24 protein-coding genes are annotated in these 22,520 nt (G+C 67.6%); 14 read left to right on the top strand and 10 right to left on the bottom strand.

Translation table 11 applies throughout. From position 1 onward, the window contains the following. Positions 1-194: 194 nt before the first annotated feature. Positions 195-782 (bottom strand): TetR/AcrR family transcriptional regulator, encoded by a 588-nt coding sequence (locus F1C58_RS10210; protein ID WP_185201009.1) that lies wholly within the window; start codon positions 780-782, stop codon positions 195-197. Between the two features lie 121 nt (positions 783-903). Between F1C58_RS10210 and F1C58_RS10205 the strand changes: the two genes are divergently transcribed. Genes F1C58_RS10205 through F1C58_RS10195 form a run of 3 tightly spaced genes read left to right on the top strand, consistent with a single transcriptional unit; the run spans position 904 to position 3,361 of the window. Further along, complete coding sequence (locus F1C58_RS10205) at positions 904-2,070, top strand: acyl-CoA dehydrogenase family protein (RefSeq protein WP_185201008.1); 1,167 nt, start codon at positions 904-906, stop codon at positions 2,068-2,070. Beyond that, entirely contained in the window at positions 2,070-2,552 is a 483-nt protein-coding gene (locus F1C58_RS10200; protein ID WP_185201007.1) for a MaoC family dehydratase, read from the top strand. The genes F1C58_RS10205 and F1C58_RS10200 overlap by 1 nt, the downstream gene beginning before the upstream one ends. After that, the gene (locus tag F1C58_RS10195) at positions 2,549-3,361 is read left to right on the top strand and encodes a CoA ester lyase (protein WP_185201006.1); all 813 of its coding nucleotides are present in this window, start codon (positions 2,549-2,551) and stop codon (positions 3,359-3,361) included. The genes F1C58_RS10200 and F1C58_RS10195 overlap by 4 nt, the downstream gene beginning before the upstream one ends. Here the strand turns inward: F1C58_RS10195 and F1C58_RS10190 are convergent. The 7 genes from F1C58_RS10190 to F1C58_RS10160 form a co-directional block, all read right to left on the bottom strand. Further along, on the bottom strand, positions 3,358-4,458 hold the full coding sequence (locus tag F1C58_RS10190; RefSeq protein ID WP_185201005.1) for an acyl-CoA desaturase: 1,101 nt from the start codon (positions 4,456-4,458) through the stop codon (positions 3,358-3,360). The two genes, F1C58_RS10195 and F1C58_RS10190, sit on opposite strands and share 4 nt — an antisense overlap. 195 nt (positions 4,459-4,653) lie before the next feature. Further along, the gene (locus F1C58_RS10185; RefSeq protein WP_304599278.1) at positions 4,654-5,034 is read right to left on the bottom strand and encodes a globin; all 381 of its coding nucleotides are present in this window, start codon (positions 5,032-5,034) and stop codon (positions 4,654-4,656) included. A 68-nt stretch (positions 5,035-5,102) separates the two neighbouring features. After that, positions 5,103-6,125: a mechanosensitive ion channel domain-containing protein gene (locus F1C58_RS10180; protein WP_185201004.1), complete on the bottom strand. Its 1,023-nt coding sequence runs from the start codon at positions 6,123-6,125 to the stop codon at positions 5,103-5,105. Between the two features lie 49 nt (positions 6,126-6,174). After that, positions 6,175-7,014, bottom strand: a complete 840-nt coding sequence (locus tag F1C58_RS10175; RefSeq protein WP_185201003.1) for an ABC transporter permease — start codon at positions 7,012-7,014, stop codon at positions 6,175-6,177. Next, positions 7,011-7,925, bottom strand: a complete 915-nt coding sequence (locus F1C58_RS10170; protein WP_185201002.1) for an ABC transporter ATP-binding protein — start codon at positions 7,923-7,925, stop codon at positions 7,011-7,013. The genes F1C58_RS10175 and F1C58_RS10170 overlap by 4 nt, the downstream gene beginning before the upstream one ends. A gap of 166 nt (positions 7,926-8,091) precedes the next feature. Further along, positions 8,092-10,629: an aminopeptidase N gene (pepN, locus tag F1C58_RS10165; RefSeq protein ID WP_185201001.1), complete on the bottom strand. Its 2,538-nt coding sequence runs from the start codon at positions 10,627-10,629 to the stop codon at positions 8,092-8,094. A 55-nt stretch (positions 10,630-10,684) separates the two neighbouring features. Continuing rightward, positions 10,685-11,335: a hypothetical protein gene (locus F1C58_RS10160; RefSeq protein WP_185201000.1), complete on the bottom strand. Its 651-nt coding sequence runs from the start codon at positions 11,333-11,335 to the stop codon at positions 10,685-10,687. Between the two features lie 108 nt (positions 11,336-11,443). On the opposite strand from F1C58_RS10160, the gene F1C58_RS10155 reads away from it, so the two are divergent. From F1C58_RS10155 to F1C58_RS10120, 8 genes are read left to right on the top strand one after another with little or no spacing between them, the layout of a single operon-like run. Next, a complete protein-coding gene (locus F1C58_RS10155) occupies positions 11,444-12,067 on the top strand; it encodes a DsbA family protein (RefSeq protein WP_185200999.1) in 624 nt (207 codons plus the stop codon). Between the two features lie 33 nt (positions 12,068-12,100). Beyond that, positions 12,101-13,525, top strand: a complete 1,425-nt coding sequence (locus F1C58_RS10150; RefSeq protein ID WP_185200998.1) for an FAD-binding oxidoreductase — start codon at positions 12,101-12,103, stop codon at positions 13,523-13,525. Positions 13,526-13,579: 54 nt separating this feature from the next. Next, positions 13,580-14,161 (top strand): hypothetical protein, encoded by a 582-nt coding sequence (locus F1C58_RS10145; RefSeq protein WP_185200997.1) that lies wholly within the window; start codon positions 13,580-13,582, stop codon positions 14,159-14,161. Then, positions 14,158-14,553, top strand: coding sequence for a cupin domain-containing protein (locus F1C58_RS10140; RefSeq protein WP_185200996.1), 396 nt, complete (start codon positions 14,158-14,160; stop codon positions 14,551-14,553). Before F1C58_RS10145 ends, F1C58_RS10140 begins: the two co-directional genes overlap by 4 nt. A 38-nt stretch (positions 14,554-14,591) precedes the next feature. Further along, positions 14,592-15,077 carry a ribose-5-phosphate isomerase gene (locus F1C58_RS10135; RefSeq protein WP_185200995.1) on the top strand — a complete coding sequence of 162 codons (486 nt, stop codon included), beginning with the start codon at positions 14,592-14,594 and terminating at the stop codon, positions 15,075-15,077. A 2-nt stretch (positions 15,078-15,079) separates the two neighbouring features. Next, positions 15,080-16,057: an Fpg/Nei family DNA glycosylase gene (locus tag F1C58_RS10130; protein WP_185200994.1), complete on the top strand. Its 978-nt coding sequence runs from the start codon at positions 15,080-15,082 to the stop codon at positions 16,055-16,057. Between the two features lie 24 nt (positions 16,058-16,081). Then, positions 16,082-16,702, top strand: coding sequence for an FMN-binding negative transcriptional regulator (locus F1C58_RS10125; RefSeq protein ID WP_185200993.1), 621 nt, complete (start codon positions 16,082-16,084; stop codon positions 16,700-16,702). Next, positions 16,699-18,168, top strand: coding sequence for an amidohydrolase (locus F1C58_RS10120; RefSeq protein WP_185200992.1), 1,470 nt, complete (start codon positions 16,699-16,701; stop codon positions 18,166-18,168). The genes F1C58_RS10125 and F1C58_RS10120 overlap by 4 nt, the downstream gene beginning before the upstream one ends. A 17-nt stretch (positions 18,169-18,185) precedes the next feature. Here F1C58_RS10120 and F1C58_RS10115 read toward each other — a convergent pair whose 3' ends face one another. Then, the gene (locus F1C58_RS10115; RefSeq protein ID WP_185200991.1) at positions 18,186-18,584 is read right to left on the bottom strand and encodes a nuclear transport factor 2 family protein; all 399 of its coding nucleotides are present in this window, start codon (positions 18,582-18,584) and stop codon (positions 18,186-18,188) included. Further along, on the bottom strand, positions 18,581-20,155 hold the full coding sequence (locus F1C58_RS10110; protein ID WP_185200990.1) for a cytosine permease: 1,575 nt from the start codon (positions 20,153-20,155) through the stop codon (positions 18,581-18,583). The genes F1C58_RS10115 and F1C58_RS10110 overlap by 4 nt, the downstream gene beginning before the upstream one ends. Positions 20,156-20,252: 97 nt before the next feature. Between F1C58_RS10110 and F1C58_RS10105 the strand changes: the two genes are divergently transcribed. From F1C58_RS10105 to F1C58_RS10095, 3 genes are read left to right on the top strand one after another with little or no spacing between them, the layout of a single operon-like run. Then, on the top strand, positions 20,253-20,921 hold the full coding sequence (locus F1C58_RS10105; protein WP_185200989.1) for a cyclase family protein: 669 nt from the start codon (positions 20,253-20,255) through the stop codon (positions 20,919-20,921). Between the two features lie 38 nt (positions 20,922-20,959). Further along, positions 20,960-21,898 (top strand): agmatinase, encoded by a 939-nt coding sequence (speB, locus tag F1C58_RS10100; RefSeq protein ID WP_185200988.1) that lies wholly within the window; start codon positions 20,960-20,962, stop codon positions 21,896-21,898. Between the two features lie 19 nt (positions 21,899-21,917). Further along, entirely contained in the window at positions 21,918-22,502 is a 585-nt protein-coding gene (locus F1C58_RS10095; RefSeq protein ID WP_185200987.1) for a helix-turn-helix domain-containing protein, read from the top strand. Positions 22,503-22,520 lie beyond the last annotated feature (18 nt).

The raw sequence follows: 22,520 nt of genomic DNA, 5'->3' as shown, positions 1-22,520 counted from the left end.
CCTTCGTCACGGTGTTCTCGCAGCACGGTGTTCTCGCGGTGCGGGTGGTGCAACGCTACCGGTACCCGAGATCAGTTCGGCTGCTTCACCGCTGTTGTCACGACGTCGAGCCAGAATCTGGGCCGTCGAGCGTCCGCCGAGCGCGCTCGCCCGACAAGGTGAGGCGGTCACCGCGGCGACGGATGGGCAGGTCGTCAGGCCCGGAGCCCCGCCCGGGCCATAGCCTCGAGGATCTGACCGGTGCCGGCCGAATGACCGCTGTGCGGGGTCGAGTTGATCAGCCCGAAGGTGGCATGCGCCTTCACGCGCAGGGCGGCGGCGGGTGTGTCGGGGTCGAGTCGCGCGAGCACTCCGACCCAGAGCTCGACGTAGTTGCGCTGAAGGGCGCGAACCTGGTGCTGGTCGGCGGGGGCGAGGCTCTCAAGGTCGCGGTCCTGCACGCGGATGACATCGGCGTTCGCCAGCGCGAAAGTGACGTGGAACGCGATGAGCTCGTGAAGGGTGGCCGTGGCATCCGATCCGCGCTCGACCACGATCGTGCCGCCGTCGAAGAGCCCCTGGCTCACGTCGGTGAGCAGCGCGGCCAGCACGGACTGCTTGCCAGGGAAGTGCCGGTAGACGGCGGGCCCGCTGACTCCGGCGGCGGAACCCAGGTCCTCCATCGAGACTCGGTCGAATCCACGCTCGGCGAACAGCCGGGCGGCGGAGTCGAGCAGGGCCGTGCGGCGATCGGCTTTCGCGCGGGCCCGCGGGGTCTCGCGAGAGTCGGTTTCGACAGCCATCCGAGCCCTCCGATCGTGTGGATTCACACTCTAGTGTGGACAATCCAGTTAGTGATCACTAACCTAATTGAGTTAGTCAAGACTTACTGAGACGCGCGGCCGAACTGTCGACGGAGACACCATGCACTACGACCTCACCGATGACCAACAGCGAGTGAGCGAGCTCGTTCGTGACTTCGCCGACCGGGTGGTTGCTCCGGTGGCCGCCAAGCACGACGCCGAACACAGCTTTCCCTACGAGGTCGTCTCCCAGATGGCCGAACTCGGGCTCTTCGGTCTGCCATTCCCCACCGAGCTCGGCGGCCAGGGCAAGGACTACTTCAGCCTCTGCCTTGCTGTCGAACAACTGGGCCGGGTCGACCAGAGCGTCGGGGTCACGCTGGAGGCCGGCGTGGGGCTCGGTGCGATGCCGGTGTTCCGCCGTGGCACCGACGCGCAGCGGGAAGAGTGGATGCCCCAGCTCGCCAGTGGCCGAGCGCTCGCCGGTTTCGGACTCACCGAAGCAGACGCCGGATCGGACGCCGCGGGCACCAAGACCACCGCCGAACTCGTCGACGGCGAATGGGTGATCAACGGCACGAAGCAGTTCATCACCAACTCCGGCACAGACATCACCCGGCTGGTGACGATCACCGCGGTGACCGGTGAATCCACCCGCGAGGACGGGTCGATCAAGAAGGAGCTCTCCGCGATCCTCGTGCCGACACCGATCGCCGGATTCACCGTCGAGCCGGGCTACGACAAGGTGGGATGGCACGCGAGCGACACGCATCCGCTCACCCTCCGCGACGTGCGCGTGCCAGAAGCGAACCTGCTCGGTGAGCGGGGCCGCGGTTTCGCCAACTTCGTGCAGACCCTCGACGAGGGGCGCATCGTCGTGGCCGCTCTCGCGACCGGCGCCGCGCAGGGCTGCCTCGACGAATCGGTGCGCTACGCCAAGTCGCGCAATGTCTTCGGGCGCAGCATCGGCTCGAACCAGTCCATCTCGTTCAAGATCGCGCGGATGCAGGCGCGGGCACACACGGCCCGTCTCGCGTATTACGACGCCGCGCGCCGCATGCTCGCAGGGGTGCCATTCAAAGCGCAGGCCTCGATCGCGAAGATGGTGGCGGGGGAAGCGGCGATGGACAACGCGCGGGACGCCACCCAGATCTTCGGCGGATACGGGTTCCTCAACGAGAATCCGGTCGCGAGGCAGTACCGTGACTCGAAGATCCTCGAAATCGGCGAAGGGACCACCGAAGTGCAGCTCATGGTGATCGCGCGGGACCTCGGGTTCTCCGACTGATGGATGACGTGCACCGGGATATCCTGCAGCGCGGGCTCTGGTTCGAGGAGTTCGAACTCGGCGCCCGCTACCTTCACCGCCCGGGGCGCACCGTCAGCGAAGCCGACAACGTGCTTTTCACGACGCTCACCATGAACACTCAGGCCCTGCACCTCGACGCGGCGTTCGCGGCGACGCAACCCTTCGGGCAACGACTGGTCAACTCGATGTTCACCCTCTCGACGATGGTGGGCAGTTCCGTGGCTCAACTCACCCAGGGCACACTGGTGGCGAACCTCGGGTTCAGCGACATCACCTTTCCGGCGCCACTGTTTCTCGGGGACACCCTGTACAGCTCCACGGTGGTGGAGGAGAAGAGGCTGTCGAAATCCCGGCAGGGCCAGGGCATCGTGGTGCTTCGTCACAGCGGCCGGAACCAGGACGATGTGGTCGTGGCGACGGCGGTGCGCACGACGCTGGTCTGGTGCGAGGGGGCGGCGTGAGCTTCGACCTCGGTCCCGCACTGCTGTTCTGCCCGGCCGACCGTCCCGATCGCTTCGACAAGGCGGCGGAGCGGGCGGATGCCGTGATCCTCGACCTCGAGGATGCCGTGGCTGCCGGCGACAAAGCGGCCGCCCGCGAGGCGCTCGTGGCTCATCCGCTCGATGCGGCATCCACTATCGTTCGCGTGAACTCGGTCGACTCCGGATTATTCGAAGACGATCTCGCCGCGCTGGCCCGCACCGACTACCGCCGGGTGATGCTCGCCAAGACCGAGTCGGTCGCCCAGGTCAGTCGGCTCGACGGCTTCGAGGTCGTCGCCCTGTGCGAGACGGCGACCGGCATCGTGAATGTCGCGTCGATTGCGGCCGTTCCCGCGGTGGTGGCCCTGATGTGGGGTGCGGAAGACCTCGTGGCCTCACTCGGGGGCACCTCGAGTCGCGATGAAATGGGGCGGTACCGCGCCGTCGCCGTGCATGCCCGCTCGAGCATGCTTCTGGCGGCAGGTGCCGCGGGAAAGGTCGCGATCGACTCGGTGTACGTCGACATCCCCGACCTGCCCGGGCTCGAGCGGGAGGCGCGGGATGCGCGGGCGAGTGGATTCTCGGCCACTGCCTGCATCCATCCGAGCCAGGTGCCGGCGATCCGCAGCGCCTACCTCCCGTCGGCGGAAGAAATCGCCTCCGCGACCGCGATGCTCGCGGCGGCCGAGGGGGAGCGCGGCGTGTTCCGCTTCGACGGACGCATGGTCGACGAGCCGGTGTTGCGCCACGCGCGATCGCTGCTGGCGCGGGCGACCCGACGGCCCTAGCGGCCGAAGGCGGTCGCGGCCGGGCAGTCGAAGGGGTCGCCGCCGGCCGCCAGGCCGACGCGGTTGAGGTAGCGCACCACGATGGCGTAGGACGCGCGGAGCGACGTCTCCGTATAGGGGATCGCGTGCGCTTCGCAGTATTCGCGGGCGATCTCGCGGGCCTTTTTGAGGTGCGGGCGTGGCATGTTGGGGAACAGGTGGTGCTCGACCTGGTGGTTGAGACCGCCCATGAAGGTGTCCATCGCCCAGTTGCCGCGGATGTTGCGCGAGGTGAGCACCTGGCGCCGCAGGAAGTCGACAGTCGAATCGTGGGGGAGCACGGGCATGCCCTTGTGGTTGGGTGCGAAGGATGCGCCCATGTACACGCCGAAGACGGCCAGCTGCACGCCGATGAAGGCGAAGGCCATACCGGGCGGAAGCAACAGGAAGACGGCCGCGAGGTAGAGGGCGATACGGGGAACGAGCATGGAGATCTCGAGCGCCCGACGATCGACCTTCGCGCGACCGAACACCGTGCGGAAACCGGCGATGTGCAGGTTCACACCCTCGAAGATGAGAATCGGAAAGAACAGGTAGCCCTGGCGGCGGGTGAACCAGGCATAGAGTCCGCCGGCCTTCGCGGCATCCTCTGGCACGAACGAGACGAAGTCCCGCTCGATGTCGGGATCCTTGCCGATGATGTTGGGGTTCGCGTGGTGGCGGCTGTGCTTGGTCATCCACCACGAGTAGCTGATGCCGACGAAGAGGTTGGCGATCAGGCGTCCGGCGAGGTCGTTGGCCCTGCCCGACTCGAAGACCTGGCGATGGGATGCCTCGTGCGCGAGAAAGGCGAACTGGGTGAGGATCAGCCCGAGGGCCGCCGCGAGCAGCAGCTGGAACCAGGATTCGCCGAGCAGGACCATTCCGGTGACCGTGGCAGCGAGTGCCCCGAGCAGAGCGGCGAACATTCCGTAGTAGAAGCCCCGGCTGCGCTGAAGGAGGCCGGCATCCCGAACGGTTCGGAGGAGGGCCGAGTACTCGGTCGTCGGATTCGAACGATCGCCGCGCGGCTTCGTCTTGGTGAAGGTGACGACGGGACTGCTGGTGGTCGCGCTCATGCGGAGCCTCGCTCTGGTGTGTGGTCGGTGGGGCGACCGGGATCCAAGGCAACCTGCATCCACGGTAACGGGTAGTTCGGAACCGACCGCAATGCAGGCGGGATGTCCGGAGCGGACTCCCAGTCGCCGGTCAGGCTTCGGTGCTGGTCGAGCGATTGCGCGGGAAGAGCGCGGATCGCGGACGGTCGGCGGAGGTCACTCCTCGAAGGTGTTGACCATCGCATGAGCAGCCCGGTCGAGATAGCCCCAGAGCGTGGCGTCATCGAGCGGGGAGAGGTGCAGCCCGTCGACGGCGGCGCGCATGTGGTGCAGCCAGCGGTCGCGGGCATCCGGATTCACCTTGAACGGCATGTGCCGCGCACGCAGGCGTGGGTGCCCGCGCTGCTCGGAATACGTGCCCGGGCCACCCCAGTACTGCTCGAGGAACCCGGTGAGGCGCTGGATCGCGCCTTCGAGCTCCGGCTGCTCCGGATACATCGGCATCAGCACCTCGTCGGTACGGATGCCGTCGTAGAAGGCGCGCACGAGCTGTTCGAATGCGGCCCGCCCGCCGATCTTCTCGTAGAAGCTGCCCATCACGGATTCGCCGTGCTCGCTCACGCGAAGCGTCACCGGGTTGACCTGCCCACCGGGGATATCGGTACTCATGAGCGCGGTTTCCTCGGCGACTTCGGTTCGGCGGCGCCCGGTCCGGCGGTGGAAGCGACCGGGTCCGGTTCCGTGAGCGGTACGTCGTCCTTGGCACCCTCAGCCCCCGCGAACGCGACGACGAGGCCGTTGAGCGCGGGAAGGCGCACGCCCGTGGCGTCGAGTCCGGCCTTGAGCCGTGACCGCAGCTCGCGGGCCACGTCGTACTGGGCGCCCGGTCGGGTCTTCATCACGAGGCGGATCACGATGGCCTCGGCCGAGATCGATTCGATTCCCCAGATCTCCGGGCGCTCGAGGATGCGGCTGCGCCACTGCGGATCGGCGGCCATGTCGGTGGCGACGTCGAGCATCAGCGCTCGCACCGCGGCCACGTCGGTGTCGTAGGGCACAGGCAGGTCGATGATCACGCGCGACCAGCCCTGCGACATGTTGCCGACGCGAACGATCTCGCCGTTGCGCACGAACCAGACTGTGCCGTTGACGTCGCGGATCTGCGTGATGCGGATGCCGACCGATTCGACGACGCCACTCGCCAACCCGAGATCGACGATGTCACCGACGCCGAGCTGGTCTTCCGCGACCATGAACAGTCCGTTGAGAACGTCTTTCACGATGTTCTGCGCGCCGAAGCCGAGGCCGGCGCCGAGCGCCGCGGTGATGAGAGCGAACGAGCCGAGGATGGTGGGGTTGATGGTGGTGATGACCGAGAGGCTCGCCACGATCACGAGCAAGACGGCCACGATGTTGTTGAGCACGCTTCCGAGGGTGCGGGTGCGCTGCACGACCCTCACCGCACTCAGGGGCGAGGTGCTCAGCGCCTGGGTGTCCTGCACGCCCTGGCGTTTCTTCACGCCGTTGACGATGCGCTTGACGACCCGGTCGATCACGAACCGCAACACGATCCGCAGAACCACGGCGACCACGATGATCACGATGACCTGCACGAGTTTCATCTCGTAGATGCCTCGAATGGTCGCCCAGAAGGCAGTCCATCCGTCGATCGCCACCGCAGTCACCATGGTCACCGAGTTTAGCGGCGGCCGGTTGTGCGCTCCCTCCGTGGACGGGTCAGGCGTCCCGCCGCTTGAGCAGCGCGCTGGCGATGATGCCGAACAGCACGACCCAGGCCACCAGCACCAGGAGACCCTGGGTGGGATCGAGCACAATCACATCGGGCACCTTCGGTGCCGGCGTGACCGTGTAGCTGTACATCCGTGCCCCGGCGCTACTGGGCAGGAATTCGAAGAGGTTCTGCACCCAGACCGCCCGGGTCACGGCGGCGAAGATCTGCAAGATGATCGGCGCCACGAAGATCAGGCCGAGCGCGGCCGAGATCCCTGCAGCGCTGTTGCGCACGATCGCACCGAGGAACAGGGCGACGAGTCCGATGAGAGCGAGGAATGCCGCCCCTCCGACGATCGCACCCCAGGCCTTGCCGTCGGACAGGTCGAGGGTCATTCCCTTGCCCGTGAGCAGCCCCTGTGCGAGGAGCGCCGCCACCACGATGCTCACGAGGGAGATCACGAAGCTCACCATCGAGAACACGATGGCCTTGGAGATGAGCGCGGGAATCCGCTTCGGAACGGCGGTGAGGGTGGAGCGGATCATCCCGGTTCCGTACTCACCGGTGATGACGAGCGCCCCGAGAACGGAGACGACGAGCTGGCTGAACGCGATGCCGATCGTGGAGAACTGCACCCAGTAGCCCTGGTCGATCGCCGCTGTCGACGCGCCCTGCGGCTGGAACGAGACCGCCAGAAGCACTCCGAGGCCGATATTGATGAGGATGATGATGCCGTAGCACCACATCGTGGAGCGCAAAGAGGAGAGTTTGATCCACTCCGAGAGCAGAAGTCCGCGAAAGCTGAGTCCCGATCCGTGCGCGACGTAGGCCTGGGTGGTGGTCATCGTGTGGTTCCTCCGGCGTGGTATTCGACCTCGTCCTTGGTGAGGGCGAGATAGGCGTCTTCGAGCGAACCGGCCTGCGGTGAGAGTTCGTGCAGCACGACGCCGTTCTTGGCGGCGAGCTCGCCGATCTGCGCGGAGGAGAGCCCCGTCACCTGCATGAGCTGTGGTTCGCGGTGGGTGATCGAGATGTCGGGGGCCGAGAGGATAGCGCCGAAACGCTCCGCCTCCGGGGTGCGCACCAGCACAGCGGTTCCGGTGGCGAGCGCGAGGATCTCTCCCACCGGCGCATCCGCGATGATCCGTCCGCGCCCAAGGACGATGATGTGGTCGGCGGTCTGCGCCATCTCGCTCATGAGGTGCGAGGAGAGGAAGATCGTGCGTCCCTCCGAGGCCAGGAACCGGGCGAGGTTGCGCACCCAGATCACTCCCTCCGGGTCGAGGCCGTTGACCGGCTCGTCGAGGATGAGGGTCGCCGGGTCGCCGAGCAGGGCCGCGGCGATGCCGAGCCGCTGCCCCATGCCCAGCGAGAAGCCGCCGACGCGTTTGCGGGCGACCGAATCGAGCCCGGTGAGGCCGATCACCTCGTCGACGCGCGCACGCCCGATGCTGTGCGTGGCGGCGAGGGCGCGGAGGTGGTTGATCGCCGAGCGGCCGGTGTGCACGGCCTTGGCGTCGAGCAACACGCCGACCTCGCGAAGCGGCGCCTTCAGGTCGCTGTAGCGCTTTCCGTTGACCGTGACGGATCCGCCGAACGGGCGGTCGAGGCCGACGACGAGTCTCATGGTCGTCGACTTCCCCGCTCCGTTCGGTCCGAGGAAGCCCGTCACCAGCCCGGGTCTCACCGAGAAGGTCACATCGTCCACGGCGGTCTTCGTGCCGTATCGCTTGGTCAGGCCGATCGCTTCGATCATGAATTCATCCTCATGATTCAAGCCTAGCGAGGCCGTTTCCCGGGCGAATCATCCCTCCGGGGGATATTCCCCACAGCAACGAGACGGGCGTGCGCGGTCAATCCGGGCGGTCGTGCCAACCCGGGATGACCGCACACGCCCGCAACGACGGCGAGTGCGGAGCGGGCTACGCGTCCTTCGACTGCACGGCCAGGGCTCGCTCGACCCCGGCCAGGTTCTCCGTGACGAGTCGACGCAGAGCCGGGATGTCCGGGTTGGCCCCAAGCCACGCCGTCGTCGCGTCGACGAGGGCGACGGATGCCAGCGGGGAGGGGTAGAGACCGAAGACGATGTATTCCGCGATCTTGTAGGAGCGGGTGGCCCAGATATCCGCGATCGCGGCGAAGTACGGCTCGATCAGCGATTCGAGCACCGAGGGATCGTTCACGTGCAAGTAGCCCATGGTCACGTTGCGCACAATGGAGTTGGGCAGCGCATCGCTGTCGACCAGGGAGTCGAAAGCGGCCCGCTTGGCCTCGGCGGTCGGGATCGTGGCGGATGCCCGCGCCGCGGCCTGCTGGCCGTTCGAGGTGTTGTCGGCGGCGAGTGCCGCGTCGATCTCCGACTGTCCCGCGGCACCGAGCAGCACGAGCCCCTCGAGGATCTCCCACCCGAGGTCGGTGTCGATCTCCAGGCCCTCGAGAGGAGCGGAGCCGTCCCGCAGCCCGGCGAGGGCCGCGGCGTGCTGCGGAGTCGAAGCGTAGGCGGCGAAGAACTTGACGAACTGGAACTGCGCATCGGAGCCGGGGGTCGCCTCCGTCGCGAGAGTCCACAGGGTGTCGCCGACGCGAGTGAGCGTCTCGGCGCGCCTCTCGGGAGCCACGTACTGCTTGGCTACGAGGCCGAGCTGGCTGAGCGTCGTGCGGATGGTCGTCGATTCGGTCTCGCTGGCGATGTTGCCGAGGGCCAGGCGCACGTAGTCGCTTGCGGCGCTCTCGCCGTCGCGGGTCGCATCCCAGGCCGCTCCCCAGACGATGGCCCGCGCGAGCGGGTTCTCGATGTGGGCGAGGTGGTCGATCGCCACGGCGAGCGAGTCCGGGTCAAGGCGGATCTTCGCATAGGCGAGGTCGTCGTCGTTGAGCAGCACGAGCGCCGGCTTGGTCGTGCCGACGAGCTCCGGCACCTCGGTGCGCGCGCCATCGACGTCGAGTTCCACCCGGTGGGTGCGCACGAGCGATCCATCGAAGAGGTCGTAGTAGCCGACGGCCAGACGGTGCGGACGGATGGTCGGGTAGTCGGCTGCGGCCGTCTGAACGATCGCGAACGAGGTGATGACCCCCGTGCCGTCAGTCTCGATCTCTGGTGTCAGTGTGTTGACACCAGCGGTCTCGAGCCAGAGTGCGGACCATCCGCTGAGGTCGCGTCCGCTCGTGATCTCGAGCTCGGCGAGCAGGTCTCCGAGCTCGGTGTTGCCGAACTCGTGCTTGGCGAAGTAGGCGGCTACCCCGGCGAAGAAGGCGTCGATGCCGACCCAGGCCACGAGCTGCTTGAGCACCGATCCGCCCTTGGCGTAGGTGATGCCGTCGAAGTTCACCTGCACGGCCTCGAGGTCCTCGATGGTCGCGACGACGGGATGCGTCGATGGCAGCTGGTCCTGGCGGTAGGCCCAGCTCTTCTCCATGGCCTGGAAAGTGGTCCACGCTTCGGTCCACTCGGTGGCTTCGGCTGTCGCGATGGTGGACGCCCACTCCGCGAAGGACTCGTTGAGCCAGAGGTCGTTCCACCACTTCATGGTGACGAGGTCGCCGAACCACATGTGCGCAAGCTCGTGGAGGATCGTGACGACGCGACGCTCCTTGATGGCGTCGGTCACCTTCGAGCGGAATACGTAGGTCTCGGTGAACGTCACGGCACCCGCGTTCTCCATCGCCCCGGCGTTGAATTCCGGCACGAAGAGCTGGTCGTACTTGGCGAAGGGGTAGGGGTACTGGAACTTCTCTTCGTAGTAGGCGAAGCCCTGGCGGGTCTTCTCGAAGATGTAGTCGGCATCGAGGTACTGGCTGAGCGACTTGCGGGAGAACAGGCCGAGGGGGATGACGCGTCCGCTGCTGCTCGTCAACTCGGAGCGCACGACCTCGTAGGGCCCCGCGACGAGGGCGGTCACGTAGGAGGAGAGGATCGGGGTGGGCTCGAAGGCCCAGGTTGCGGAATCGCCGTCGACGACGGGCTCGGGGGTGGGCGAATTGCTGACCAGCTGCCAGGCGGCGGGCGCGGTGACGGTGAATCCGAACGTCGCTTTGAGGTCGGGCTGCTCGAACACGGCGAAGACGCGCCGGGAGTCCGGCACCTCGAACTGCGTGTAGAGGTAGACCTCGTTGTCGACCGGGTCGACGAAGCGGTGAAGCCCCTCGCCGGTGTTCGTGTACTCGGCGTCGGCGATGACGGTGAGGGTGTTCTCGGCGGCGAGACCGTCGAGCTGGATCCGGATGCCGTCGCTCACGGCAGCGGCATCGAGCTCGGTGCCGTTGAGGGTGACGGAGTGCACCGTGCGGGTGATCGCGTCGATGAAGGTCGACGATCCCGCGGTGGCGGAGAAGGTGACGGTGGTGGTGCTGCGGAAGGTCTCCGGCCCCGTGGTGAGGTCGAGCGTCACGTCATAGTGATCGACCGAGACGAGCGACTTGCGCTCCTGGGCTTCGACGCGGGTGAGGTTCTCTCCAGGCAACTGCGGCTCCTTCGCTCAATGGATCGTGTCCAACGAAAGAGTCTAGTTGCGCCCGTCAGGTGGTCGGCTGAAGCTCCCGGGCCGGCGCTTCGGCCGCGATGGTGCAGTCCGCGATCGCCTCGCCGAGGAGCTGCCGAAGACGGTCGTCCGGGTCCTGTACGCACGCGTCCGCGATCCCCACGACGGCCGTGCGGATGATCGCGTCACTCATCAGGGGGATCGAGCGGGGGTTGACCGCTCCCGCGGCCGCGAGGAACTCCGCGGCCCAAGAGCAGGCTCCGGGGGTGGAATCCAGGGCGCGGCGGATGAGGGTGCGGCTCACGCTCGCGGTGCTCTCGCCGAAACCGGCCAGGAGTTCATCACAGCGCAGCAGACCCGCCGCGAGGGCACGCTGGCGTCCCTCGCTCGCGATGGGCAGCGCGGCACTCGCCGCCCGGGCGGCGAGACGGATGCCCGTGATCGTGCCGGCGCCGGTGAGGCCGATGACCGAGGGGATGAGGGTGACAAGGCGACCGCGCGCCACATCAGAGGTGCAGTCGTTCACCATTCGCGCGAGGGAGGCGAGCGCCGGATCGGTGCACGCAGGGTGGTCGCTCCAGCTCTCGCCGGCCAGGTAGGAGGCGTACTCCATGAAGCAGGCGCCGCGCCGCGGCGTGCGATGTTTGCCTCGGGACAGCACCGGAAGCAGGTCTGGAGTTGTGCGCATGACGGCCTCCCACGACTGACGAATTCTGTCAGTCCAGTGTGCGCCTTCGGGCCCCGCGAATCCATACCCCGACCGTATTTTCAGGAGACAGAGGGTACCTTTCGATCCATGACCGTTTCTCCCCCTGCCCCGACCGCTGTCGACTTCTGGTTCGACCCCTCCTGCCCTTGGGCCTGGATGACGAGCCGCTGGCTCGACGAGGTGGCGGTGCTCCGCGACCTCGAGGTGACCTGGCATGTGATGAGCCTCGCCGTGCTCAACGAGGACGCCACCGACCTGTCCGAGCAGTATCGCGAATTCCTGCCGCGGGCGCTGCGGTACACGCGCCTTGTCGCGGCCGTCACCGAACTGCACGGCCAATCCGCGGTGAAGCCCCTGTACGACGCGCTCGGGACGCGCATCCATCCCGGTGCCCGCTCCGACTCCGATGCCATCATCACCGAGGCTCTCGCCGAGGCGGGGCTCCCCGCTTCGCTCGCGTCCTTCGCCGACTCCGACGAATACGACCCGCAGATGCGGGCATCCCATTTCGACGGGATCGAGAGGGTCGGCCAGGATGTCGGCACCCCGGTGATCGCGGTCGGCGGCTACGCCTTCTTCGGTCCCGTGCTCTCTCCGGCTCCGAAGGGCGAGCAGGCCGCGACGCTGTGGGACGGCGTCGTCGCGCTGGCAAGTTACGACGGATTCTTCGAGATCAAGCGGTCCCGCACGCGCGGCCCGATCTTCGACTGAGCGCTGCCCGCCCGGCGACCGTAGGGTTGGGCCATGGCACGCACGGTTTTCGAACGATCCGCACCCGACGCCCGCATCATCACAGACTCGCTGGCGGATGCCCGGCTCGCCCCGTTCTGGCTCGACGACCTCGGCCGGCGGTCGACACACCCGCGCCACTCCGGCACCGTGCACTACGACCTCGCCGTGGTCGGCGGCGGCTACACGGGGCTGTGGACGGCGCTGCAGGCGATCGAGCGGGATCCCGGCACGCGTGTGATCGTGCTCGAGGCGAAGACCATCGGCTGGGCCGCCTCCGGGCGCAACGGAGGTTTCTGCGAGGCATCCCTCACCCACGGGGAGTCCAACGGACTCGCCCGCTTTCCCCAGGAGCTGGCGCAGCTGGACAGGCTCGGCGCGGAGAACCTGGACGAGATCCAGGCGACCGTCGCCAGGCTCGGTCTCGACTGCGACTTCGAGCGGACCGGCTCGCTCGCCGTCGCCACCGAGAGCTACCAGCTTCCCGAGCTCGGGGCCGCCCACGACGGCGATGGCGAGCTGTACTACGACGCCGCGGGCATCCGCTCCCTCGTCGATTCGCCCACCTACCAGGGCGGACTGTGGAGCCGGCACGCGACGGCGCTCGTGCACCCGGCGAAACTCGCCGCGGAACTCGCCCGGGCCTGTGTGGAGGCAGGAGTGGACATCCGCGAGAACTCACCGGTGCGGGGCATCGACAGCGAGCTGCCCACCGGCGCCGTGACGCTCACCACCGATGGCGGCTTCGTCAGCGCCGAGCGGGTGGCCCTCGCCACGAACGCCTTCCCGTCGCTGCTCAAGCGGTACCGGCTGCACACCGTGCCGGTGTACGACTACGTGCTCATGACCGAGCCGTTGACGGATGCCCAGCTCGCCTCTATCGGGTGGGAGGGCAGGCAGGGCATCGCCGATCTCGCCAACCAGTTCCACTACTACCGCCTGAGCGCCGACAACCGCATCCTCTGGGGCGGCTACGACGCGATCTACCACTACGGCGGACGCATCCGTGCGGGCTATGACGACCGGCCGCAGTCGTTCCAGAGACTCGCCAGCCACTTCTTCACGACCTTCCCCCAGCTCGAAGGGGTGAAGTTCAGCCACCGCTGGGCCGGAGTGATCGACACCAGCACGAGATTCTGCGCCTTCTTCGGACTCGCCCGCCGCGGTCGGGTGGCCTACGCCGCAGGCTTCACCGGGCTCGGTGTCGGAGCGAGCCGTTTCGCCGCCAATGTCATGCTCGATCACCTGGCGGGGGAGCCGACCGAGCGCACAGAGCTAGAGATGGTGCGCTCGACGCCCCTGCCGTTCCCGCCGGAGCCGGCGACCTATGCGGGCGTGCAGGCCACCAAGTGGGCGCTCGACCGGGCCGACCACGACGGCGGCCGCCGCAACCTGTTTCTGAAGGCTCTGGATGCGGCAGGGCTCGGTTTCGACTCCTGATCTTCCGGGCGTCGGCATCTTCCGGGCGTCGGCGGCCGGCAGTAGCGTGTGGGCATGAACCAACAGGATCTCTTCCTCATGTCCGACGCCGCCCTGCGGGAGGTCATCGATATGGTCGATGCCGACCAGCTGTCCCTCGCCGCTCCGACCGACTGGTCCCGAAAGCCGAACCCGACGCTGCGCGACATCCTCGCGTACCACGCCTTCGATGAGGCCTGGGTGCCGGACGTGCTGGCCGGGCGCACCACGGAGGAGGTGGGCGCTCGACACGACGGCGACCTGCTCGGCGACGACCCGATCGGCAACTACGGCGAGATCAACGACGCGGCGACCGAGGCCGTCACCGGCGATCTCGACCTCGCGCGCACGGTCCACCTGAGTTACGGCGACTTCCCCCTCGGCGACTACCTCGTCCACACGAGCACCTATCGCGCATTCCAGGCCTGGTCGATCGCGAAGTTCATCGGTCTCGACTACTCGCTGCCCGATCCGCTCGTCGACGGCCTCTGGGAGATCGTGGGGCCGCAGATCGATGGCTTCCGGGCGATGGGGGTCTTCCCGCCCGAGATCACGGTGCCCGCTGACGCGGACGCCGAGACCAGGCTTCTCGCCCGCGTCGGATACTGGGTTCCATGACGGTGCCGGGTTCCGTGACGGTGCCGGGTTCCGAGACGGTGCCGGGTTGCGGGGCGGGCCCCAAAGACGTCGCGGTCGCCGCCGGTGAGGTGGAGATCGTTCTGGAGCGGGTTGCGCTCGAGCAGGTCGTGAGCGGGGCGCCGAGCACCGGCTTCACGACCATCACCACTCTCGGCGACCGGGAGGTCGGGGTGTGGGAGATGACGGTCGGATCGATGCGCGATGTCGAGACCGACGAGGTCTTCGTCGTGATCGCCGGTCGCGCAACGGTCAGCTTCGACGCCGATGGCAGGGTCATGCACCTCTCCGCGGGATCGGTAGCTCGACTCTCCGCCGGCGAACGCACGGTGTGGACGGTGACCGAGACGATTCGCAAGGTCTACCTCGCCTAGGCGCGTATCGCCCGAGCGCATCGCCTAAATTGGAGATCATGCGCATCCATATCGCCACCGACCACGCCGGGCTCGAATTCAGCGAGGATCTGCAGCAGCACCTCCGTGCCGCCGGCCACGAGGTCGTCGACCACGGCCCGAAGGTCTACGACGCGGTGGATGACTACCCGAGCTTCTGCATCAATGCGGCGCGTGGCACCGTCGCAGACCAGGAGGCCGGCGTCGAGGCGCTCGGGATCGTATTCGGCGGCTCGGGGAACGGCGAGCAGATGGCGGCCAACAAGGTGCTCGGCGCCCGGGCCGCCCTGGTCTGGAACGTGTCGACCGCGCTGTTGGCCCGCCAGCACAACGATGCGAACCTCATCGCCATCGGCGCGCGGCAGCACAGCGTCGACGAGGCGAAGCTCTTCATCGACACTTTCATCTCCGAACCATTCTCGGGTGAGGAGCGGCACGCGCGCCGCATCGCCCAGCTCTCCGAGTACGAGGCGACGGGCGCGATCGCCGGCCACGAGATCGACTGACAGTGCCAGAAGGCCATTCCGTCCACCGCATCGCCCGCCAGTTCGCCCGACATTTCGTGGGCAAGCAGACCGCCGTGTCTTCTCCGCAGGGCCGCTTCGCCGAGGGGGCAGCACTCCTCGACGGGCACAGCATGATCGACGCGCGCGCCGTCGGCAAGCAGATGTTCCTCGAGTTCGACAACCACCTGTGGCTCCGGGTGCATCTCGGGCTCTACGGAGCCTGGGATTTCGCCGGCGACTTCACCGCGGATGCCACCGTCGCATCCGCCAACGGACGCATGGGCCAGACCAATCAGCGCGGCACGGTCCTTGATCGGGATGCGGCCGAGGACTCGCTCTCGAGCATCGGCGCCCCGCGGCGCACCCGGCTGCGGATGTCGGAGCAGGAGGTGCTGCGCGACGCGGACACCCCCTTCCCGCCCGATCCGGTCGGCGCGGTGCGCGTTCGCCTGCTCACCCACGACACCGTCGCCGATCTGCGCGGACCGACGGCCTGCGAGGTGCAGACGCCGGAGCAGGTAGAGGCCTCGATCGCGAAACTCGGCCCGGATCCCCTGGTCGACGACCAGAAGGCGGGGGAGGAGCGGTTCGTGAGCGTCATCCAGAAGAAGCCGACCCCGATCGCGCTGCTGCTCATGGACCAGTCCGTCGTGAGCGGCATCGGCAATGTCTATCGCGCCGAACTGCTGTTCCGCGCCAGGCTCAACCCGCACACCCCCGGCAAGATGGTGCCGGAGGAGACCCTGCGTGCCCTGTGGCGGGACTGGTGTCGGCTGCTCGCCATCGGTGTGAAGACCGGCCAGATGCTCACGATGGACGGACTCACGCCAGCGGCTCGACGCAAGGCTCTCGCGCACCGGGATGACCGGCACTGGGTCTATCACCGCGCCGGCCTGCCCTGCCGGGTCTGCGGCACGAATATCGCGTTGGAGGAGCTCGGCGGCCGCAAACTCTACTGGTGCCCCACCGATCAGGCCTGAGTTTCTCTACGCCAGAATGGGACCATGCGCTTCACTCCCGACTACCTGCTCACGGACCCGGATGAGGTGAAGTGGCTCATCCGCGAGAACCCCTGGGCGACGATCGTCTCCAGCCCCGCGTCGGGGATGGTCGCCTCGCACTACCCGGTGTTGCTCGAGGAAGACGCCGACGGCATCAGCATCGTCAGTCACGTCGGCAGACCGGACGAGAGGCTCCACGAACTGGGCCAGCACGAGGTGCTGGTGATCATCCAGGGCCCGCACGGGTACATCTCGCCCGGGTGGTACGAGTCCGAGGACTTCGTACCCACCTGGAATCACGTCACCGCCCACCTCTACGGAACCCCGGAGCTCCTGTCAGAAGAGGAGAACTTCGCGGTGCTCGGCCGGCTCGTCGATCATTTCGAACAGCGGATGCCCGAGCCGATGTCGCTTCAGATCGACGAGTCCGCCGCCCGCCACATCGCCACCGGCACCGTCGGGCTGCGGTTGCGCGTCACGCGATTCGATGCCCGGCTCAAGTTGAGCCAGAACAAGGAGCACGCCGTAGTCGAGCGAATCGTGAACCAGCTCGAGGGTGACGGGGCCTACTCGAGCGCGCCGCTCGCTGCGGAAATGCGTCGCGCGAACGAGGTCGCGTCGTGACCGGGCTCGTCCTGCGCAACGGCCGGATCGAGGGGGCCGAGCCTGTCGATCTGCTCCTCGAGAACGGACTGGTCAGCCGGATCGGCGCCGGTCTCACCGCCGACCGGTCGATCGACCTCGAGGGCCGTCATGTCGTGCCCGGACTCTGGGACGACCACGTGCATCTCAGCCAGCATGCCCTCGCCCGGCGACGGGTGGATGTGTCGGCGGCCGGTTCCGCGGCGGAGGCCGCCGCGATCATGGCGGCCGCTGCCATTGTGCGACCCCCCGAGCCGGGAGTGCCCCTTGTCGGGTTCGGCTTCCGCGATGGACTCTGGCCGGACCTCCCGACCGCAGCGGTGCTCGACGAGGCCACCGGCTCGTTGCCGACCGTGCTCGTGAGTGGGGACCTCCACTGCTGCTGGCTGAACAGTGCGGCGCTCGACCGGTTCGGCTTCGGCGGTCACGCGACCGGCCTCCTGCGCGAAGACGACGCCTTCGGGGTGACAGATTCGTTGCAGGACGTGCCGGACGGCGTGCTCGACGGGTGGGTGGCCGAAGCCGCCCAGACCGCGGCTTCCCGGGGAGTTGTCGGGGTCGTCGACTTCGAGATGGCCGACAACCTCGCCGTGTGGCGCCGCCGGATGGCCGCAGGGTCGCGTGCCCTGCGTATTTCCGCCGGGATCTACACCGAGCATCTCGACGCGGCGATCACCGCCGGCCATCGCACCGGACAGGTCGTACCCGACACCGGCGAGCTCCTCGCGGTCGGGCCGTTCAAGATCCTCATCGACGGGTCCCTCAACACCCGGACGGCCTTCTGCGTCGACGAATACCCGGGACTCGAGGGGCATCAGCACTCCCACGGCATGCTCACCGTTGCTCCAGAGGACTTGTTGCCGCTGTTGCGGCGGGTCTCGGCCGCGGGGCTCCTTCCCGCTGTGCACGCGATCGGTGATGACGCGAATCGCATCGCGCTCGATGCATTCGAGGCGGTGGGATGCCACGGTCGCATCGAGCACGCGCAGCTGCTGCGCAACGCGGATCTTCCGAGGTTCGCCGCCCTCGGGATCACCGCGAGCGTGCAGCCCGAACAGGCCATGGACGACCGCGATGTCGCCGACCGCTACTGGTCGGGCCGCACCTCACGCGCCTTCCCGCTGCGGAGCCTCTTCGACGCGGGGGCGACAGTGGTGCTTGGATCGGATGCGCCGGTCGCCCCGCTCGATCCGTGGATCACGATCGCCGCGGCGGTCGCACGCGCACGCGACGGGCGCGCCCCCTGGCATCCGGAGCAGTCGATCACCGCGGCTGAGGCCGTCGGGGCATCGGCACACGGCCGCCGTCGCGTCATTGCGGGAGATATCGCCGACCTGTGCGTCGTCGACATCGACCCTCTCACAGCCGGCGGCGACGAGCTGCGCGCGATGCCGGTCTCAGCGACACTGATCGCCGGCACGTTCACCCACGACACGCTCGGCGCTTAGCGGCACGTCGAGCGGCGCTACTCCCGCTGGGAGAGATGCTCGTGCACCCCGAGCCAACCCCCGTCGGCGAAGGCAAGCACAATCGTCTCGCGCTCGTGCGAGGTTTCGGCGACCCCCGCGACCTCCGAGTCGGTGTCGACATCGTGGCTGAACACCGCCACCGTGCCGAGCAGTTGGATGCGACGGTTCGACGATCTGCACCCCCGCACCCGGAAACCCTCGGCCTCCCACTGCGCCCACAGCTCCTCGTAGGCTTTCCGGGCTTCGAGGCGGTGGTCGACGTTGTGGAACAGGAACGTGGCCTCGGGGGAGAACCCGGCGAAATAGGCATCCCGACGGTGGTGGGCGAAGTCGTCGATGATGCGGTCGGCGGCGGCGAGGGCATCCGCCTCGGTCGGTACCGGTGCCTCGATCATGACGCCGCTTCCGTTCGACGGGCGGCGATCCTGGCTGCGGTGGAGGTGTGGTCGGTCTCGATCGGGCGGGGTTCTCCCGGCAGGCTGCGCACTCCCCGCGGGCCATCGTCTCCGAAGACATAGCGCGGTTCGGGGAACAGCCAGAGAGCGCCGAGGTACAGCACCGCACCGGATACCACCGCGACAGCCAGGCTGAGGTCGATGCCGCCGCCGACGTTGATGAACGGTCCGATGATGATCGGCGGATAGTTCGCGAAGAGCAGGCCGAGGGCCGCCGCTCCGAGCCACGCCACCATGCCCCGCCAGTTCACCCCGTTGCGGAACCAGTAGCTGCCGCCGATCTCGCCGCGGTTGAAGACCTGGAGGTCACGGGGACGGAAACTTCCGCGCCTCACGATGTATCCGATCGCCATGATGACCATCCACGGAGTCGTGGTGACGATGATCGCGCCGACGAAGGCGTTGACGGCGCCCAGCAGGTCGAAGAAGATCCGGCCGGTGAGGATGAACAGGAACGCCACGACCCCGATGCCGATGGTGGCCTGCACCCTGCTGAACTTCGGGAACACCGAGGAGAAGTCGAGCCCGGTGCCATAGAGCGAGGTGGTGCCGGTGGAAAGGCCGCCGATGAAGGCGACGACCATGAGCAGCACGGCGTACCAGATGGGCGAAGCCTGGATCAGAGCGACGACGTAGTCGCTCTTGCCGGCGACGATCGTGGCGGTCGCCACTCCGAAGAGGAAGGGGATGAGGGTGAGCAACTGCCCGAACAGCGTCGCGGCGAGGAGCTTGCGGGGAGGCGTGTTGCGCGGGATGTAGCGGGCCCAGTCTCCGAGGAATGCGCCGAACGAGATGGGGTTCGATGCCACGATGAGGGCCGCGGCGACGAAGGTCGCCCAGAATCCGCCGAGGGCGAAGCCTTTCGGTCCGGGGTCGTAGGAACTGTCGAAAGTGCCGCTGAAGGCGACGATCGCGAGCAGTATCAGGATGGTGTTGGCGATCACCGCGGTCTTGTTCACGAGCAGCATGAACTGGAACCCGAAGACCACCACCACGATCACTATCACGCCGATGATGCCGTAGACGAGGGTGCGCAGCCCGAGCGAATCGGGGATGCCGCCGAGCCGGGTCAGCGCACCGACGAGTGCGTCGCCGCTCACCCAGACCGAGATCGAGTAGAACGCGACAGCCGTGAGGAGCGAGAGGAACGAGCCGACGATCCGACCGCGCACGCCGAAGAAGGCGGCGGACGAGACAGCGTTGTTGGTTCCCGTCTTCGGGCCGAACAACCCCATCGGCATGAGGAAGATGGTGCCGAGAAGCACTCCGGAGACCGTGGCGAGCACCGCCTGCCAGAACGAGAGTCCGAGCACGATGGGGAAGGTGCCGAGCAGAACGGTGGCGAAGGTGTTGGCGCCACCGAACTGGATTCGCAGCAGGTCGAGCCAGGTGGAGGTGCGGTCGGCGTCGGGGATCGTGTCGACCCCGTGCACCTCCACCTCGGTGATCTTGGGGCGCTTGTTCAGCACCTCGGTGGGGGAGTCGGAGCGGACATCGGGGCGTGTGGTCATGTGAAGTGCTTTCGACGAAGCGAACGGGCCCGGCGAGGGCTCCGAGGGTTGGCCCGACACTAGCGGGGTGTTGTTCCATGTGCAATAGTTTTTGACTATGAAGCTAAAAGCGGTCGTCGATCTCTCGCTGGTGGTCAACGCCACGACGCAGGTCTACCCGGGTGATCCCGTGCCGCTATTCCGCCCCCACTCCACGATCGAGCACGACGGATTCAACCTGCTCAGCGTCTCGATGGGATCGCAGACGGGCACCCACGTCGATGCGCCGTTCCACTTCGATGCCGCCGCGCCCAAACTCGATGAACTGCCCCTCGACCGATTCGTCGGTCCGGGTGTGGTGGTCGACGCCCGCAGAGCCGGGGCACGCGGGCGCATCACGTGGGACTACTTCGCCGGCCTCGAACATCTGCTGGTGGCCGGCACCATCGTGCTGCTCCACACCGGCTGGAGCGCCCACTACGGCACCGAGGAGTACTTCGCGAATCCTTTCCTCGACGCGGACGCCTGTGCGCGCCTCATCGCGCTCGGGATCCGCACCTTCGGGATCGACGCGATCAATATCGATGAGACCCCCGATGACGACCACCCCGGCGAAGGATTCCCCGTTCATCACCTCATCGCCGATGTCGCCGGCGTGATCAGCGAGAATCTCACTAACCTTCAGTCGATCGACTTCGCGGATCCGCTCATCTCGCTGCTGCCCATCGCCTTCGAAGCAGCCGACGGCGCCCCCGTGCGCGCTGTCGCGCTTCAGATGACCGACTGACCTCTCCGCCGCACGAACCCTCCAACAGGAAGAACCCCATGACAACACCCCTCGGGCCGTCGGATGCGAGCATCTCGCCCCGCTACGCCGGCATCGCCACCTTCGCCCGTCTCCCGCGGATCGAAGACGTGCCCCGCGCCGACATCGCGGTCGTCGGGGTGCCATTCGACAGCGGAGTGAGCTACCGCCCGGGCGCCCGATTCGGGCCCGCGCACGTTCGCGAGGCATCCCGCCTGCTGCGACCGTACAACCCGGTGCAGGATGTGGAGCCATTCTCGACCCAGCAGATCGTCGACGCGGGAGACATCGCGGCGAACCCGTTCAACATCGAGGAGGCCGTCGCCCAGATCGAGGAGGCGGCAACGCGCCTCGGCGCCGATGGCACCCGCCTTCTCACGATCGGCGGCGACCACACCATCGCCCTGCCTCTGCTCCGGGCCGTCACCAAGCGCACCGGCCCGGTGGCCGTGCTCCACTTCGACGCTCACCTCGACACCTGGGACACCTATTTCGGCGCCCCGGTGACCCACGGAACGCCATTTCGTCGTGCCTCGGAGGAGGGCCTCATCGACCTCGAGGCGAGCCTGCATATCGGCATCCGCGGTCCCCTCTACAGCCGGCAGGACCTCACTGACGATGCCCGCCTCGGGTTCGCGGTCATCGCCGCCCACGAGTTCGAGACGGACGGCCTGGCGCGGGTCATCGAGCGGATGCTCGCCCGGCTCGGTGACCGTCCGGTGTACATCTCGGTCGACATCGATGTGCTCGACCCGTCTCACGCCCCGGGGACGGGTACGCCGGAGGCCGGTGGCCTGACGAGTCGCGAGCTGCTCGCGATCATCCGCGCCCTCAGCCCGCTCACCATCGTCGGAGCCGACGTCGTGGAGGTCGCCCCGGCCTACGATCACGCGCAGGTGACCGCTGTTGCCGCCTCCCACGTCGCGTATGAGATCCTTTCAGCGATGACACCCCGCTGATCCGACCGGAGAACCGTACATGCGAGCAGTCCACCCCGCGCCCTCGGGATCCCCGCTCGCCATCGGCGCAAAGCTGCGCGCGACGAGACTGGCGCAGTCCCTCACCATGGCGGACGTCGCCACGGCGAGCGGACTGAGCACCGGCTTCATCAGTCGGGTGGAGCGCGATGAGACCTCACCCAGCGTGTCGACCCTCGTCACGCTGTGCCAGGTGCTGTCGCTGAAGCTCGGGTCGCTGTTCGAGCCGCCGGAGCACGAGGTCGTGGCGCTCGCCGACGCGCCGCGCATCAATATGGGCGGCATCGGCGCGGTGGAGAAGCTGCTCACTCCGCGCAGCGAGGCCCGGGTGCAGCTGCTGCGGTCGGTGCTCGCGCCCGGCGCATCCGGAGGGGAGGAGCTCTACACGATCAACTGCGACGTCGAGGTGCTTCACGTCGTGCGGGGCAGTCTCCGGGTGCGGTTGGTCAGCGGTCGGGTCGATCTCGCGGAGGGGGACACCATGACCTTCGCGGGACGCGAACCGCACTCGTGGGACAACGAATCCGACGGCGAGACCGAGCTGATCTGGACCATCGTCCCGGCGGCCTGGAGCGGGTCCTCCTAGAGCGAGGCGCCGCGCACA

The organism is Glaciihabitans sp. INWT7 (assembly GCF_014217685.1).
In the GTDB taxonomy this organism is placed as follows: Bacteria; Actinomycetota; Actinomycetes; order Actinomycetales; family Microbacteriaceae; genus Lacisediminihabitans.
This window is presented reverse-complemented; position numbering and strand designations above follow the sequence as displayed.

Coding starts and splice junctions, on each gene's coding strand:
- F1C58_RS10210 (WP_185201009.1), bottom strand. CDS start 782: ATGGCTGTCGAAACCGACTCTCGCGAGACCCCGCGGGCCCGCGCGAAA.
- F1C58_RS10205 (WP_185201008.1), top strand. CDS start 904: ATGCACTACGACCTCACCGATGACCAACAGCGAGTGAGCGAGCTCGTT.
- F1C58_RS10200 (WP_185201007.1), top strand. CDS start 2,070: ATGGATGACGTGCACCGGGATATCCTGCAGCGCGGGCTCTGGTTCGAG.
- F1C58_RS10190 (WP_185201005.1), bottom strand. CDS start 4,458: ATGAGCGCGACCACCAGCAGTCCCGTCGTCACCTTCACCAAGACGAAG.
- F1C58_RS10185 (WP_304599278.1), bottom strand. CDS start 5,034: ATGGGCAGCTTCTACGAGAAGATCGGCGGGCGGGCCGCATTCGAACAG.
- F1C58_RS10180 (WP_185201004.1), bottom strand. CDS start 6,125: ATGGTGACTGCGGTGGCGATCGACGGATGGACTGCCTTCTGGGCGACC.
- F1C58_RS10175 (WP_185201003.1), bottom strand. CDS start 7,014: ATGACCACCACCCAGGCCTACGTCGCGCACGGATCGGGACTCAGCTTT.
- F1C58_RS10170 (WP_185201002.1), bottom strand. CDS start 7,925: ATGATCGAAGCGATCGGCCTGACCAAGCGATACGGCACGAAGACCGCC.
- F1C58_RS10160 (WP_185201000.1), bottom strand. CDS start 11,335: ATGCGCACAACTCCAGACCTGCTTCCGGTGCTGTCCCGAGGCAAACAT.
- F1C58_RS10155 (WP_185200999.1), top strand. CDS start 11,444: ATGACCGTTTCTCCCCCTGCCCCGACCGCTGTCGACTTCTGGTTCGAC.
- F1C58_RS10150 (WP_185200998.1), top strand. CDS start 12,101: ATGGCACGCACGGTTTTCGAACGATCCGCACCCGACGCCCGCATCATC.
- F1C58_RS10145 (WP_185200997.1), top strand. CDS start 13,580: ATGAACCAACAGGATCTCTTCCTCATGTCCGACGCCGCCCTGCGGGAG.
- F1C58_RS10140 (WP_185200996.1), top strand. CDS start 14,158: ATGACGGTGCCGGGTTCCGTGACGGTGCCGGGTTCCGAGACGGTGCCG.
- F1C58_RS10135 (WP_185200995.1), top strand. CDS start 14,592: ATGCGCATCCATATCGCCACCGACCACGCCGGGCTCGAATTCAGCGAG.
- F1C58_RS10125 (WP_185200993.1), top strand. CDS start 16,082: ATGCGCTTCACTCCCGACTACCTGCTCACGGACCCGGATGAGGTGAAG.
- F1C58_RS10115 (WP_185200991.1), bottom strand. CDS start 18,584: ATGATCGAGGCACCGGTACCGACCGAGGCGGATGCCCTCGCCGCCGCC.
- F1C58_RS10110 (WP_185200990.1), bottom strand. CDS start 20,155: ATGACCACACGCCCCGATGTCCGCTCCGACTCCCCCACCGAGGTGCTG.
- F1C58_RS10105 (WP_185200989.1), top strand. CDS start 20,253: ATGAAGCTAAAAGCGGTCGTCGATCTCTCGCTGGTGGTCAACGCCACG.
- speB (WP_185200988.1), top strand. CDS start 20,960: ATGACAACACCCCTCGGGCCGTCGGATGCGAGCATCTCGCCCCGCTAC.
- F1C58_RS10095 (WP_185200987.1), top strand. CDS start 21,918: ATGCGAGCAGTCCACCCCGCGCCCTCGGGATCCCCGCTCGCCATCGGC.